The organism is Methylobacterium sp. GXS13 (genome assembly GCF_001455965.1).
Lineage (GTDB): Bacteria > Pseudomonadota > Alphaproteobacteria > Rhizobiales > Beijerinckiaceae > Methylobacterium.
This window is the reverse complement of sequence record NZ_LKKO01000029.1, coordinates 36,452-51,356: the sequence shown is the minus strand read 5'-3', so window position 1 is coordinate 51,356 and position 14,905 is coordinate 36,452. Positions and strand designations below refer to the sequence as shown.

The following is a 14,905-nucleotide window of genomic DNA, read 5'->3' as shown; positions in this document are numbered from 1 at the left end:
GGTCGAGGTCGGACGCAGCAGTTTCTGGCAGGGACCCTTGCCGCCGCCTGCCGTGCTTGAAGGATTTGCTCGGGTGGTCCCTGAGTCACCCGAGCGCATCTTTCGGCAATGGGAGTTGGAGGCCGATCACCGTCGGACCTACGAGCGGCAAGCTCTGGAGGCTGCCATTCGGCAGGACGTGCGCGGCCAGATCAGTGCGCTCCTCTTTGCGCTCGCTGCTCTGTCGGTTGCCGCCTTTGCGCTCTGGCTAGGCCAGCCCTGGGTCGCAGGAACGATTGGGGGCGGCACGATCGCTTCCGTGGTCGGAGCATTTCTCTATCAGCGCGTCGCGGCTAAGGCGAAATCGTATCCCCAGTCCCCAGGCGGCCGATGAAAACCCTGATCGGTCTCTTCTCCCTGCGCCGCCGCTCGATCGCGGTGCGGCTGGCCGTGTCGGCGTTCCTGTCGAGCTCGGCGATCCTGCTGATCGCGGCCTGGATCCTGACGACCCTGTACCGGGAGAACACCGAGCGCGCCTTCGACAGCCGGCTCCTGGTCTTCACCAACAACCTCGCCACCGATCTCGTCTCGCCCAACGATCCCGAGAGCCGAACGTTCTCGCTCGGCGATCCGCGCTTCGACCTGCCCCTGTCCGGCTGGTACTGGCAGGTCGGCAAGCCCGATGCGAAGCCCCGGGACCTGCGCACCTCCCGCTCGCTGGTTGGCGTACCGCTGGGGCCCGCCACCGATGCCGACGGCAAGGTCGGCGTCGGGCAGATCCGCCAGGGCTACGGCAAGGCCCAGGACGGACGCCTGCTGCGCATCATGGAGCGCGACGTCGATCTCGGCGAGGAGGGCCGCTACACCGTGCGGGTCGCGGGGCCCGCCGACGAGATCGTCAACGACGTCGACCGGTTCCGCAATTCGCTGACCATCACCTTCGGGCTGCTCGGCCTGTCGCTGGCGATCACCACCCTGCTGCAGATCCGGTTCGGCCTGGCGCCCCTGAAGAAGATGCGCGCCGCACTCGGGGCCGTGCGCCGGGGCGAGGCCGACCGGATCACCGGCACCTATCCGCGCGACATCGCCCCGCTCACCGGCGAGGTGAACCTCCTGATCGAGACAAACCGGGAGATCCTGGAGCGCGCCCGGACCCAGGTCGGCAACCTCGCGCACGCGCTCAAGACGCCGCTCTCGATCATCGTCAACGAGGTCGGCGCGTCGGATGCCCCCGAGGAACTGTCCCAGAAGATCCGCGAGCAGGCCGCGGTGATGCGCGACCAGGTGAACTACCATCTCGACCGCGCCCGCGCCGCCGCTTTGGCCGGCACGCTGGGCACCTCCACGGAGGTCGAGCCGGCCATGGCCGGCCTCGTCCGGACCTTCGGAAAGATCTACCGGGACAAGGACATCGCCTACGACGTCCACGTTCCCCCGGGCCTGCGCTTCCGGGGCGAGCGCCAGGATTTCGAGGAGATGGTCGGCAATCTCGTCGACAACGCCTCGAAATGGGCCCACGGCCGGGTGGCGATCCGGGCCGAGGCGGTGGCCAAGCACGATTATCCCCACCTCGTCGTGGCCATCGAGGATGACGGCCCGGGCCTGCCCCCGGAGGCCCGTCAGGCCGTGCTCGGCCCCGGCCGGCGCCTCGACGAATCCAAGCCCGGCTCGGGCCTCGGCCTCTCCATCGTGGCGGACCTCGCCGCCCTGTACCGGGGACGCTTCACCCTGGAGCAGGCGAGTCTCGGCGGCTTGCGGGCGGTCCTGGAAGTGCCGGGCGACGCGCCGGTGGGTGCGGCCAGCCATTGATCCGACGCGGGTTTTTCCGCCGTGGGACGCGGCCTCATGGCTCGCGCCTGCCCCTTGTCATCGTGCTGAAGTTGCGTGACACCGTCCCGCCGCCGGAGGCCGTCGTGGCGTCCAGCCGCCGGATCCACAGGGCGTGGGGAGGCGCGGGTCAGTCGGGCTCGCTGGCGAAGGTTCGATGACGGCGATCTGGTTCATCTTGGCGGGCATGACCGCAGCTTGCGTGCTGGGCCTGCTCTGGCCGATGTCACGGCGCACCGCCGTTCCGGTCGGCGAGGGCGGCGGCTCCAGCGTCGATACCGAGACTGCGTTCTACGAGGATCAGGTCGCCGAGATCGCCCGCGACCAGGAGCGCGGCCTGATCGCGCCCGACGAGGCCGAGACCGCACGCGCCGAGGCGGCCCGCCGGTTGCTCCGGGCGAGCCGCGACGTCCGGCGCGATGCCGAGGATGCCGACGCCGATGAGGCCGCGCGCCCGGCCGAGCCGCGGCTGCGCCGGCGCCGGGCGGCCTCCGCCTTCGCGCTGTCCACGATCCCGCTGGTCGCGCTGATCGCCTACGGTCTCTACGGCTCGCCGGAACTGCCGGCGCAGAGCGATGCCGACCGGCAGGCCGCCCGCGGCGGCACCGAAGACCTGATGAAGGCTGTCGGCCAGATCGAGGCGCCGCTGGCCCGCGACCCGAACGATGCCCGCGGTTGGGCCGTGCTCGCTCCGGTCTACATGCGCACCGGCCGGTTCGACGACGCGGCCCGCGCCTTCGCCAACATCGCCCGGCTGAAGGGCGAGACTGCCGACACCCTGGCCGATTGGGGCGAGGCCCTGACGGCGGCGGGCGAGGGCACCGTCTCGCCCGAGGCCAAGGCGCTGTTCGAGAAGGCCCAGGCCAAGGAAGCGAACGCGCCCAAACCCCGCTTCTATCTCGCCCGGGCCGCCGAGCAGGCCGGCGATCCCGGCGAGGCGATCCGCCAGCTCACCGCTCTGCAGGAGGCGAGCCCCGCCGACGCGCCCTGGCTTGGGCTGGTCCGGCAGAACCTCGCCCGGCTCAAGGGCGAGCCTGCGCCGCCCGCCGCGCCCCCGGCGCCCCCGAAAATTCCGGCCGAGCAGCAGGCCGCGATCCGCGGCATGGTCGACGGGCTCGATGCCCGGCTCAAGACCGGCGGCGGGACCCCCGACGAGTGGCTGCGGCTTACCCGGTCGCGCGCGGTGCTCGGCGAGCGCGATCAGGCGATCGCCGCCCTGGCGCGGGCCCGGGTGGCGCTGGCCGGCGATCCGCAGGGGCTCGCCCAGGTCGAGGCGGGCGCCCGCATCCTGGGCCTCGATCCGGGCAGCGAGACCCCGCCGGCGCCGCCCGGTCCCATGGTCGCGCCCGCACCCCGCTCCGACACCGAATCGGCGGCCGCCGCCATGCAGGCGACGGGTCCGGCGGAGCGCGACGCCGCGATCCGCGGCATGGTCGACGGCCTCGACCGGCGCCTCGCGGCTCGGGGCGGCACGCCGGACGAATGGCTGCGCCTCGTGCGCTCCTACAGCGCGCTGGGCGAGCACGATCAGGCGATCAAGGCCCTCGACCGCGCCCGGATGGCGCTCGCCGCCAATGCCGAGGCGGTGAGCCGGCTCGACGGGCTCGCCCGGGAGCTCGATCTGCCCGCCAAATCCGATCCCTGACGGCGGCGCGCGGCTGTTCGTACGACAATCGGTCCCGGCCTGCGCCCTTGACCGGCGCGGCTACCGGGCCGACACCCTGCAAGGCTAGAATGAGAACGGTTCAGGTCTGGTCGGGCATAAGCCCGCCGGATCCCGGGGTGGAAGACACGTGACGCGCAAGAGCCGCCGCCTGATCCTGATCGCCGCCTGCGGCAGCGTCCTGGCGCTTGCCGTTGGGCTGATCCTGTTCGCCATGAGCGGCTCGATCGTGTTCTTCCGCTCGCCCACCGCTATCGCCCAGCAGGGCATCGCCCCCGGCACCCGCCTGCGGCTCGGCGGGCTGGTCAAGGACGGCTCGCTCCGGCGCGGGCCCGACCAGACGGTGGATTTCATGGTGACCGATACCAACGCCACCGTCGAGGTCCAGTACAAGGGCCTGTTGCCCGACCTGTTCCGCGAGGGGCAGGGCGTCGTGGCCGAGGGCATGCTCGAGCCGGGCGGTCGCTTCCGCGCCGACACCGTGCTCGCCAAGCACGACGAATCGTACATGCCCCGCGAGGTCGCCGACGCCCTGAAGGCGCAGGGCCGCTGGCAGGAGGGGGGCGACAAGGGCGGCCCCAAGGCCGGCCCGAAGCCCGTCACCGCCTCGAACGGCGGGACCCTCGGCCCCCGCAGCGAGCGGTAAGGAAACCGGCATGATCGTCGAGACCGGCCATTTCGCGCTCGCGCTCGCGCTGGCGATCTCCCTCGTCCAGATGGTGATGCCGGTCTGGGCCGCCCGCTCCGGCGACCCGGCCCTGCGCCAGGTCGCCTCGCAGGCCGCGCTTGGCGCCTTCGCGTGCGTGCTCTTCGCCTTCGCGGCCCTCACCTGGGCGCACGTGACCTCGGACTTCTCGGTCCAGAACGTGGTCGAGAACTCGCACACGCAGAAGCCGCTGATCTACAAGTTCTCCGGCGTCTGGGGGAACCACGAGGGCTCGATGCTCCTCTGGGTCCTGATCCTGACCCTGTTCGGCGCCTGCGTGGCGGCGGCCAAGAATTCCGTGCCGCCGCGGCTGCGCGCCAACACGCTCGGCGTGCAGGGCCTGATCACCTTCGTGTTCGTGCTGTTCATCATCACGACCTCGAACCCGTTCAGCCGCGTGGTGCCGGCGCCGCTCGAGGGCAACGACCTCAACCCGCTGCTCCAGGATGTCGGCCTCGCGATCCATCCGCCGCTCCTCTACATCGGCTATGTCGGCTTCTCGATCAGCTTCGCCTTCGCGGTCGCCGCCCTGATCGACGGGCGGATCGACGCGGTCTGGGCCCGCGCGGTGCGGCCCTGGACGCTCGCCGCCTGGTCGTTCCTGACGCTCGGCATCGCGATGGGCTCGTACTGGGCCTATTACGAGCTCGGCTGGGGCGGCTGGTGGTTCTGGGATCCGGTCGAGAACGCCTCCCTGATGCCCTGGATCGCCGGAACGGCCTTGCTGCACTCCACCGTCGTGATGGAGAAGCGCGACGCCCTGAAGGTCTGGACGGTGCTGCTCGCCATCCTGACCTTCTCGCTGTCGCTGATCGGCACCTTCCTGGTCCGCTCCGGGGTGATCACCTCGGTGCATTCCTTCGCCACCGACCCGACCCGCGGCGTCTTCATCCTGGCGATCCTGATCCTGTTCATCGGCGGCTCGCTGACGCTATTCGCCTGGCGGGCGCCGCTGCTGCGCCAGGGCGGCCTGTTCGCGCCGATCTCCCGGGAGGGCTCCCTCGTCCTCAACAACCTGTTCCTCGTGGCCGCCTGCGCCACGGTGCTGGTCGGCACCCTGTATCCGCTGCTGCTGGAGATGCTGACCGGGGAAAAAATCACGGTCGGGCCGCCCTTCTTCAACGCCACCTTCATCCCCCTTGCGATCCCGCTCCTGCTGATCGTCCCGTTCGGACAGGCGCTCGCCTGGAAGCGCGGGGACGTGCTCGCCGCCTCGCAGCGCCTGTTCGCGGCGCTCGCCGTCGCCCTGGTGGTCGGCTTCGCGGTTCTGGCCCTGACCTGGGGCGGCCCCGTGATGGCGCCGGTCGGGATCGGTCTCGGCGCCTACCTGCTGATCGGCTCCGCGCTGGAGATCGTCTCCCGGGCCCGGGGCTACGGAGCCAGCCGAACGCGCAACCTCGACCAGATCGGCCGCCGGGCCATCGGCCTGCCGCGCTCGGCCTGGGGCACCGCGCTCGCCCATGCCGGCGTCGGCGTGGTGGTGATCGGCATCGCCGCGCAAGGGTGGGCCACCGAGGGGCTGGCGACGCTCAAGCCCGGCCAGACCCTCTCCACCGGCCCATACACGGCGACCCTCGACCGCGTCGCCCCCCGGGCCGGCCCGAACTACGAGGAGGCCGCGGCCTTCCTGACGATCCGGACCCGCGCCGGCGACGAGGCCGGCCGGGTCGAGACCGGCAAGCGCTTCTACCCGAGCCGCAAGATGTCGGTGACGGAATCGGGCCTGCTGACCATCGGGGCGAGCCAGGTCTATGCCAGCCTCGGCGAGATCGGCCAGGACGGCGGGGTCGGCGTGCGCCTCTACTACAAGCCGCTGGTGCTGATGATCTGGCTCGGCGCCGTGGTCATGGCGCTGGGCGGCGGGCTGTCGCTCACCGACCGCCGGATGCGCGTCGGCGTCCCGGCCAAGGCCCGGGCGCGGGCGATGCCGAACCGCGCCGTGCCGGCCGAGTGATGGGTCGGGATATGGGATTGCGCGCAAGGTCCCGGTGGATATTCCCTCCCCCCTCTGCGGGGGAGGGTACCCTGCGCAGCAGGGGGGGAGAGGGGCAGCGCGATGGAGCGGGTTTCGGCTCCTGGCGCGATCTGCCCTGCAGCGTCGCTCCCCTCTCCCGACTCCTGCTGACGCAGGGGTCACCCTCCCCCGCAGAGGGGAGAGGGCGCGTGCGTGGCTGCCTCGCCTACGCATTCCTGGCTGTCCTCGCGCTCGCCGCCCCGGCTCACGCCGTGCAGCCCGACGAGGTTCTGAAGGATCCGGTGCTGGAGCATCGGGCCCGGGAGATCTCGTCCGAGCTGCGTTGCCTGGTCTGCCAGAACCAGTCGATCGATGATTCCGACGCGCCGCTGGCCAAGGATCTGCGCGTGATCGTGCGCGAGCGCCTGCAGAAGGGCGACACCGACCCGGCCGTGCTGCGCTACGTCGTGGACCGCTACGGCGAGTTCGTGCTGCTGCGGCCGGTCTTCGCCCTGCACACGCTGCTGCTCTGGCTGACCCCGATCCTGGCGGTCCTGCTCGGCGCCTTCGGAATCTGGCGCCTCTCCCGCCGCCGGCCGGCCGCGCCGGTCCGGACCCTGTCGGCGGCCGAGGAGGCGGAGGTCGCCGCGCTGCTCCGACGGGAGTAGACTTCGGCGCATCGCGATTCGCCCGGATCGAATCGGCACGAGTCTTGGATCCGGTAGCGCAGATCGCATGATCGGCGACGCGCCCGGGGTAGAGACGATGACCGCCGCCACGCTCACCATCTCCAGCCGCAACTACTCGTCCTGGTCCCTGCGGGGCTGGCTGATCTGCCGGATGGCGGGGCTCGCCTTCGACACCGAGGTTCTGTCGGGCACGGATGCGACCAGCCGGGCGGAGCTGCTGCACCTGTCCCCGTCCTTCCTGGTGCCGCGCCTGCGGCACGGCGACGTGGTGGTCTGGGATACCCTCGCCATCGCCGAGTATCTCGGCGAGACCTTCCCGGAGGCCGGCCTGCCCCGGCGGGCCGTGGCCGAGCGTGCCCATTGTCGCTCCATCGCGGGCGAGATGCATTCGGGCTTCGTGAACCTCCGCTCGGCCCTGCCGATGAACCTGCGCGCGTTCCACCCGGGCTTCCGGGTGTTCAACGGCGCCCGGGCCGATATTGAGCGCATCATCACGATCTTCGACGATTGCCTGGATCGCTATGACGGGCCGTTCCTGTTCGGGGAACGTCCGACCCTCGCCGACGCCCTGTACGCGCCGGTCTGCACGCGCTTCCGTACCTACGACGTGACGCTGCCACCCCGGGCCGCGGCCTATCGCGACACGATCCTGCATTGGCCCCTGATGATCGACTGGGCCGAGGCCGCCGCCGACGAGCCGGACGAGATCGAAGAGCTCGACATGGAGTTCTGAACTCCCGCGCGGCACGGCAAATGCAATTTCTTGCATGGCACAAGATGCTGTTGCACTGCACCCAAGACGCCCCGCTCGCTCTTGAGCGTCGGAAAACGGATTTCTAAGAAAGGCTTACCACGCAGGGCGACCTGCGTCTTTGGATGGGTGACAGTTCGACAGGGATCCTTTGTCAGGCGACCGGACTGCGCGATTGATGGTGTTCGGCATTTCTGTTCCACTTCGCTTTAGAAAAGGAACAGACTGGGCTGGAAACCATGGCGCGTCACGAGCCCTGGAGCGCGGAACGCGCCACCGGGATCATTGCAGAGCATACCCATCTCGAAGGCGCGACGCTGCCGATCCTGCACGCGTTGCAGGAGACCTTCGGATACGTCGATGGCGGCGCCGTGCCGCTCATCGCCGACGCGCTGAACCTGTCGCGCGCCGAGGTGCATGGCTGCATCACCTTCTACCATGACTTCCGGGCACACCCCGCCGGCCGTCACGAGGTAAAGCTGTGCCGGGCCGAGGCCTGCCAGGCCATGGGCTCGGACAAGATCCACCGCGAGATCCTCGGCCGCCTCGGCTGCGGCTGGCACGAGACCACCGCCGACGGCAGCGCCACGGTCGAGCCGGTCTATTGCCTCGGCCTCTGCGCCAACGGACCCGCGGCCCTCATCGACGCCGAGCCGGTGGCCCACCTGACCGCCGACGGCCTCGACGAGGCCCTGGCCGAAACCAAGCGGGAGACCCGCCAGTGAGCGTCACCCTTTACGTCCCCCGGGACGCCGTGGCGCTCGGCCTCGGTGCCAACAAGGTCGCCCGGGCCCTGTTCGCGGGCGCCGAGCGCCGCGGTCTCGACGTGACCATCGTGCGCACCGGCTCGCGCGGCCTGTTCTGGCTGGAGCCGATGGTCGAGGTCGCCACGCCTGAGGGCCGGATCGCCTACGGGCCGGTCAAGGTCACGGATGTCGACGCCTTGCTCGATGCCGGTCTCACCACCGGCGGCGAGCACGCCCTGCGCCTCGGCGACCCCGAAAAGATCCCGTTCCTCGCCCGGCAGCAGCGCCTGACCTTCAACCGCTGCGGGGTCATCGACCCGGTCTCGGTCGCCGATTACCGCGCCCATGGCGGCTATCGTGGGCTCGAGGCGGCGCTGAAGCTCGATGCCGAGGGCATCGTTGCCGCCGTACGGGATTCCGGCCTGCGCGGCCGAGGCGGCGCCGGCTTCCCGGCCGGCATCAAGTGGAACACCGTGATGCTCGCCAAGAGCGAGCAGAAATACGTCGTCTGCAACGCCGACGAGGGCGATTCCGGCACCTTCGCCGACCGGATGATGATGGAGGGCGACCCCTTCAACCTCATCGAGGGCATGACCATCGCGGCGATCGCCACCGGCGCGACCCGGGGCTACATCTACCTGCGCTCCGAATACCCGCAGGCCTTCGCGACCCTGAAGGAGGCGATCGCCAACGGCATCGAGGCCGGCGTGCTCGGCGCCGACATCCTGGGATCCGGCAAGACCTTCCACCTCGAGGTCCGGCTCGGGGCGGGCGCCTATATCTGCGGCGAGGAGACCTCGCTGCTGGAGAGCTTGGAGGGCAAGCGCGGCATCGTCCGGGCGAAGCCCCCGATTCCGGCGCTCAAGGGCTTCCTCGGCAAGCCGACGCTGGTCAACAACGTTATGACCTTCACGGCCGTGCCGTGGATCCTCGTGAACGGCGCCGGGGCCTACGCCGATTACGGCATGGGCCGCTCGCTCGGCACCCTGCCGATCCAGCTCGCCGGCAACATCAAGCATGGCGGCCTGATCGAACTCGCCTTCGGGGTGACCCTGCGCGAGGTGATCGAGGATTACGGCGGCGGCACCCGCTCGGGCCGGCCGGTGCGGGCCGTACAGGTCGGCGGGCCGCTGGGCGCCTACTTCCCGGACCACCTGCTCGACACGCCCCTCGATTACGAAGCGATGGCGGCCCAGAAGGGCCTCGTCGGCCATGGCGGCATCGTGGTGTTCGACGACACCGTCGACATGGCGAGCCAGGCGCGCTTCGCCTTCGAGTTCTGCGCCACCGAATCCTGCGGCAAGTGCACCCCCTGCCGCATCGGCGCGACCCGTGGCGTCGAGACGATGGACAAGGTGATCGCCGGCATCCGGCCGGAGACCAACCTCAAGCTGATCGAGGACCTCTGCGAGGTCATGACCGATGGGTCGCTCTGCGCCATGGGCGGGCTGACGCCGATGCCCGTGATGAGCGCGATCACCCACTTCCCTGAAGATTTCAGGCGCGCCGGCGATCTGCCGGTCGCGGCCGAGTGAAGGAGACGTCGATGGGCCTGATCAAGGAGATCGACTACGGCACGCCGATCCGCGTCGCGGAGCAGACCGTCACCCTGACGATCGACGGCATGGACGTGACCGTGCCGGCCGGCACCTCGGTGATGGCGGCGGCGATGCACGCCGGCACCCAGATCCCGAAGCTCTGCGCCACCGACAGCCTGGAGCCGTTCGGCTCTTGTCGGCTTTGCCTCGTGGAGATCGAAGGTCGGCGGGGCACGCCGGCCTCCTGCACCACGCCGGCCGAGAACGGCATGGTTGTGCGCACGCAGACCGACAAGCTGGCCAAGCTCCGCAAGGGCGTGATGGAGCTCTACATCTCCGATCACCCGCTGACCTGCCTGACCTGCGCCGCCAACGGCGATTGCGAATTGCAGGACATGGCCGGCGTGGTCGGCCTGCGCGACGTCCGCTACGGCTACGAGGGCGACAACCACGTCGTGCCGAGCGCCGAGAAGTATCTGCCCAAGGACGAGTCGAACCCGTACTTCACCTACGACCCGTCGAAATGCATCGTCTGCAACCGTTGCGTCCGCGCCTGCGAGGAGGTGCAGGGCACCTTCGCGCTGACCATCGCGGGCCGCGGCTTCGACAGCCGCGTGGCAGCCGGCCCGACCAACTTCATGGAGTCGGAGTGCGTCTCCTGCGGCGCCTGCGTGCAGGCCTGCCCGACCGCGACCCTTCAGGAGAAGTCGATCCACGAATTCGGCCAGCCCGAGCACGCCGAGGTGACGACCTGCGCCTATTGCGGCGTCGGCTGCTCGTTCAAGGCCGAGATGCAGGGCACCCGCGTCGTACGCATGGTGCCCTACAAGGGCGGCAAGGCCAACGAGGGCCATAGCTGCGTCAAGGGCCGCTTCGCCTACGGCTACGCCACCCACAAGGACCGCATCACCAAGCCGATGATCCGCGCCAAGATCACGGATCCGTGGCGCGAAGTGTCCTGGGAGGAGGCGATCAGCCACGCGGCCTCCGAGTTCAAGCGGATCCAGGCGACCTACGGCAAGGACTCGGTCGGCGGCATCACCTCGTCGCGCTGCACCAACGAGGAGGCCTACCTCGTCCAGAAGCTCGTGCGCGCCGCCTTCGGCAACAACAACGTCGATACCTGCGCCCGCGTCTGCCACTCGCCCACCGGCTACGGCCTGATGTCGACGCTCGGCACCTCGGCCGGCACCCAGGACTTCAAGTCGGTCGAGAACTCCGACGTCATCCTGGTGATCGGCGCCAACCCGACCGACGGCCACCCAGTCTTCGGCTCACGGATGAAGAAGCGCCTGCGCCAGGGCGCCAAGCTGATCGTCGCCGATCCGCGCAAGATCGACCTCGTGAAGTCGCCCCACATCAAGGCCGACTACCACCTGCCGCTGAAGCCCGGCTCCAACGTCGCCTTCATCAACTCGCTGGCGCACGTCATCGTCACCGAGGGGCTGATCGACGAGGCCTATGTCCGCGAGCGCTGCGATCTTGCCGAGTTCGAGACCTGGGCCCGGTTCATCGCCGAGGAGCGGCATTCGCCCGAGAACCAGCAGTCGTTCACCGGCCTCGATCCGGCCGAGGTCCGTGCGGCTGCCCGGCTCTACGCCACGGGCGGCGCGGCCGGCATCTATTACGGGCTGGGCGTCACCGAGCACAGTCAGGGCTCGACCATGGTGATGGGCATGGCCAACATCGCCATGGCCACCGGCAACATCGGCAAGCTCGGTGCCGGCGTGAACCCGCTGCGCGGCCAGAACAACGTCCAGGGCTCCTGCGACATGGGCTCGTTCCCGCACGAGTTCACCGGCTATCGGCACGTCTCGGACGACGCCACCCGCGAGAGCTTCGAGGCCCTGTGGGGCGCCAAGCTCGACGGCGCGCCGGGCCTGCGCATCACCAACATGCTGGATGAGGCCGTCGATGGCGCGTTCAAGGGGATGTACATCCAGGGCGAGGACATCGCGCAGTCGGATCCCGACACGCACCATGTCACGGCCGGCCTCAAGGCGATGGAATGCATCGTCATCCAGGATCTGTTCCTGAACGAGACCGCGAAATACGCCCACGTCTTCCTGCCGGGCGCCTCGTTCCTGGAGAAGGACGGCACCTTCACCAACGCCGAGCGCCGCATCTCCCGCGTTCGCAAGGTGATGCCCCCGATGGGCGGCTACGGCGACTGGGAGGGCACGGTGCTGCTCTCCAACGCCCTGGGCTACAAGATGGAGTACAGCCACCCGTCGCAGATCATGGACGAGATCGCCGGCCTGACCCCGAGCTTCACCGGCGTGTCCTACGCCAAGCTCGACGAGCTGGGCTCGGTCCAGTGGCCCTGCAACGAGAAGGCGCCGCTCGGCACCCCGATGATGCACGTGGATCGCTTCGTCCGCGGCAAGGGCCGGTTCATGATCACCGAGTTCGTGGCCACCGAGGAGCGCACGGGGTCCAAGTTCCCGCTGATCCTGACCACAGGCCGGATCCTGTCCCAGTACAATGTCGGCGCGCAGACCCGGCGCACCGAGAACTCGCGCTGGCACGAGGAGGACGTGCTGGAAATCCACCCGTTCGACGCGGAACTGCGCGGCATCGTCGACGGCGACTTGGTCTCTCTGGAGAGCCGCTCCGGCGACATCGCCCTGAAGGCCAAGGTCTCGGAGCGGATGCAGCCGGGCGTGGTCTACACCACGTTCCACCACGCGAAGACCGGCGCCAACGTCATCACCACCGACTATTCGGACTGGGCGACCAACTGCCCCGAATACAAGGTGACGGCGGTGCAGGTCCGGCGGACCAACCGGCCGTCCGACTGGCAGGCGAAGTTCTACGAGGAGGATTTCTCGCTGACGCGCATTGCCCAAACGCTCGACGCGGCGGAGTGAGCCGATGAGCGCGCAGACCCAGGAGGACAAGCTCCTCCGGATGGCGAACCAGATCGCCACGTTCTTCCGGTCCTACCCGGAGGACGAAGCGGTGGCCGGGGTGCACAAGCACATCACGGCGTTCTGGACGCCCAAGATGGTCTCGAAGCTGGAGGCCGCCCTGCCGGAGATGGGCGACCGGGCCGACAGCCTGGTTCAGCAGGCGCTCCGCGGTGCCGAGCCCCAGGCCGAGAGCCCGGTGCGCCCGGCGACCCGCGATCCGCAGAAGCTCGGAGAAGGCGCCAGCGACGCTGGCTGATCCGCACTCCGCGCGGCCGAGCCGGGGATTAGATCCCGGGTTCGGCCGTGGCGTGTGCTGGCAACCGGTATCCATAACCGCTAGGCTTCCCAAACGACGCGACTCGGCGAAAGAAGTCGCGCCCGGAGGAAGTCTCGATGCGTTCAGAACTGGCGAGCGCGGTCGCGCCCGGGGGCGATCACGGCTGGCTGTCCCGTGAGCGCATCATCGCCAAACCGGGCTTCAACCGCTGGCTGGTCCCGCCCGCGGCCCTGGCGATCCATCTCTGCATCGGCATGTCCTACGGCCTGTCGGTGTTCTGGCTGCCGCTGAGCCGGGCACTGTCCGTCGGCCAGCCCGCGCCCGCCGCCTGCCCCGACATGGGCGTGATGACGGCTCTGTTCACCACCACCTGCGACTGGCGCGTCAGCGACCTCGTCATCGTCTTCTCCATCGGGATCGTGATGCTCGGCCTCTCGGCCGCCGTGTTCGGCGGCTGGCTGGAGCGGGCCGGGCCGCGCAAGGCCGGCATCGCGGCCGCCCTGTGCTGGGGTGGCGGCTTCCTGATCGGCGCGCTCGGCGTCTACCTCCACCAACTCTGGCTGGTCTGGCTCGGCATGGGGCTGATCGGCGGCATCGGGCTGGGGCTCGGCTACATCTCCCCGGTCTCGACGCTGATCAAGTGGTTCCCCGACCGGCGCGGCATGGCCACCGGCATGGCGATCATGGGCTTCGGCGGCGGCGCCATGATCGGCTCGCCCTTGGCCGACGGGCTGATCAAGACCTTCCGGAGCGCCGACTCGGTCGGCGTGTGGCAGACGCTCGCGATCATGGGGGTCGGCTATAGCGTGTTCATGCTGGGTGGCGCCTTCGGCTACCGGGTCCCGCCGGCGGGCTGGCGCCCGGACGGGTGGACGCCGCCGGCGTCCAAGAATGCCATGATCGCCTCGGGCCACGTCCATCTCCGGGACGCGCACAAGACCGTCCAGTTCTGGATGATCTGGCTGGTGCTCTGCCTCAACGTCTCGGCCGGGATCGGCGTGCTGGCGCTGGCCTCGCCGATGCTCCAAGAGATCTTCGGAGGCGCCTTGATCGGGCTGCCCGGTACCGGTTTCGCCGCCCTCGATCCGGGCCAGAAGGCACAGATTGCCGCGATCGCGGCCGGCTTCGTCGGCCTCTTATCGCTGTTCAACATCCTGGGCCGGTTCTTCTGGGCTTCGATGTCGGACCGGATCGGCCGCAAGGTGACCTACGCCATCTTCTTCGCGCTCGGCGGTGTTCTCTACGCCGCCGCGCCCTGGGCTGCCGGGATCGGCTCGCAGGCGCTGTTCGTCGCCTTCTTCTGCGTGATCCTGTCGATGTATGGCGGCGGCTTCGCGACGATCCCCGCCTACCTCGCGGACGTGTTCGGGACGCAGTTCGTGGGCGCGATCCATGGGCGCCTGCTCACCGCCTGGTCGACGGCCGGCATCGTCGGGCCGTTCGTGGTCACCAAGATCCGCGAGGCCCAGGCCGCCGCCGGGGTACAGGGTGCGGATCTCTACGGGCGGACCATGTACGTGCTGGCCGCGTTCCTGGCCGCCGGGTTCGTCTGCAACCTGCTGATCCGGCCGCTTGCGGGGCGCTGGTTCATGTCGGATGCCGAGCGCGCCACCCTCGACGCCAAGGCCGGTGCCGCTGCCGTCCGGTCCTCAGGCTCGTTCGGCATCGGCCGCGGCGGGTTCAGCGCCGGGGCCGCCCTGGCCTGGGCGGTGGTCGGCATCCCGATCCTCTGGGGCATCGGCATCACCGTGTCGAAGGCGTTCATCCTGTTCCGCTGAGCGGACGCGCCCCGCCGGTTGTGGCCGGACCGGCGGCCCATTAGGTTTCGGCATCCCATCCTGCGGGGCCCGCACCGCTCGGAAT

General features: G+C 69.7%; 11 protein-coding genes. All 11 read left to right on the top strand.

The genetic code is table 11. The annotated features are described in order from the left end of the window. Window positions 1-369: 369 nt before the first annotated feature. Complete coding sequence (locus tag AO398_RS10895; RefSeq protein ID WP_058192075.1) at window positions 370-1,788, top strand: sensor histidine kinase; 1,419 nt, start codon at window positions 370-372, stop codon at window positions 1,786-1,788. A 175-nt stretch (window positions 1,789-1,963) separates the two neighbouring features. Next, on the top strand, window positions 1,964-3,451 hold the full coding sequence (gene ccmI, locus AO398_RS10890) for a c-type cytochrome biogenesis protein CcmI (protein ID WP_058192074.1): 1,488 nt from the start codon (window positions 1,964-1,966) through the stop codon (window positions 3,449-3,451). 148 nt (window positions 3,452-3,599) lie between these two features. After that, the gene (ccmE, locus tag AO398_RS10885; RefSeq protein WP_058192073.1) at window positions 3,600-4,115 is read left to right on the top strand and encodes a cytochrome c maturation protein CcmE; all 516 of its coding nucleotides are present in this window, start codon (window positions 3,600-3,602) and stop codon (window positions 4,113-4,115) included. Window positions 4,116-4,125: 10 nt separating this feature from the next. Beyond that, window positions 4,126-6,129: a heme lyase CcmF/NrfE family subunit gene (locus AO398_RS10880; protein WP_058192072.1), complete on the top strand. Its 2,004-nt coding sequence runs from the start codon at window positions 4,126-4,128 to the stop codon at window positions 6,127-6,129. 209 nt (window positions 6,130-6,338) lie between these two features. Beyond that, complete coding sequence (locus AO398_RS10875; RefSeq protein ID WP_058192071.1) at window positions 6,339-6,797, top strand: cytochrome c-type biogenesis protein; 459 nt, start codon at window positions 6,339-6,341, stop codon at window positions 6,795-6,797. 97 nt (window positions 6,798-6,894) lie between these two features. Then, entirely contained in the window at window positions 6,895-7,551 is a 657-nt protein-coding gene (locus AO398_RS10870; protein ID WP_058192108.1) for a glutathione S-transferase family protein, read from the top strand. 257 nt (window positions 7,552-7,808) lie between these two features. Then, window positions 7,809-8,294, top strand: a complete 486-nt coding sequence (locus tag AO398_RS10865) for a formate dehydrogenase subunit gamma (protein WP_058192070.1) — start codon at window positions 7,809-7,811, stop codon at window positions 8,292-8,294. Continuing rightward, window positions 8,291-9,850, top strand: a complete 1,560-nt coding sequence (locus AO398_RS10860) for a formate dehydrogenase beta subunit (protein ID WP_058192069.1) — start codon at window positions 8,291-8,293, stop codon at window positions 9,848-9,850. Before AO398_RS10865 ends, AO398_RS10860 begins: the two co-directional genes overlap by 4 nt. A gap of 11 nt (window positions 9,851-9,861) precedes the next feature. Continuing rightward, the gene (gene fdhF, locus AO398_RS10855) at window positions 9,862-12,723 is read left to right on the top strand and encodes a formate dehydrogenase subunit alpha (RefSeq protein ID WP_058192068.1); all 2,862 of its coding nucleotides are present in this window, start codon (window positions 9,862-9,864) and stop codon (window positions 12,721-12,723) included. A gap of 4 nt (window positions 12,724-12,727) precedes the next feature. Next, complete coding sequence (locus tag AO398_RS10850) at window positions 12,728-13,021, top strand: formate dehydrogenase subunit delta (RefSeq protein WP_058192067.1); 294 nt, start codon at window positions 12,728-12,730, stop codon at window positions 13,019-13,021. Window positions 13,022-13,158: 137 nt separating this feature from the next. Next, window positions 13,159-14,820: an OFA family MFS transporter gene (locus AO398_RS10845; protein ID WP_058192066.1), complete on the top strand. Its 1,662-nt coding sequence runs from the start codon at window positions 13,159-13,161 to the stop codon at window positions 14,818-14,820. The last annotated feature ends 85 nt before the right edge of the window (window positions 14,821-14,905 follow it).

What these genes read in the sequence shown, in the direction of transcription:
- AO398_RS10850 (WP_058192067.1), top strand. Translation starts at nt 12,728, where the DNA reads ATGAGCGCGCAGACCCAGGAGGACAAGCTCCTCCGGATGGCGAACCAG.
- ccmI (WP_058192074.1), top strand. Translation starts at nt 1,964, where the DNA reads ATGACGGCGATCTGGTTCATCTTGGCGGGCATGACCGCAGCTTGCGTG.
- AO398_RS10880 (WP_058192072.1), top strand. Translation starts at nt 4,126, where the DNA reads ATGATCGTCGAGACCGGCCATTTCGCGCTCGCGCTCGCGCTGGCGATC.
- fdhF (WP_058192068.1), top strand. Translation starts at nt 9,862, where the DNA reads ATGGGCCTGATCAAGGAGATCGACTACGGCACGCCGATCCGCGTCGCG.
- AO398_RS10865 (WP_058192070.1), top strand. Translation starts at nt 7,809, where the DNA reads ATGGCGCGTCACGAGCCCTGGAGCGCGGAACGCGCCACCGGGATCATT.
- AO398_RS10845 (WP_058192066.1), top strand. Translation starts at nt 13,159, where the DNA reads ATGCGTTCAGAACTGGCGAGCGCGGTCGCGCCCGGGGGCGATCACGGC.
- AO398_RS10870 (WP_058192108.1), top strand. Translation starts at nt 6,895, where the DNA reads ATGACCGCCGCCACGCTCACCATCTCCAGCCGCAACTACTCGTCCTGG.
- AO398_RS10895 (WP_058192075.1), top strand. Translation starts at nt 370, where the DNA reads ATGAAAACCCTGATCGGTCTCTTCTCCCTGCGCCGCCGCTCGATCGCG.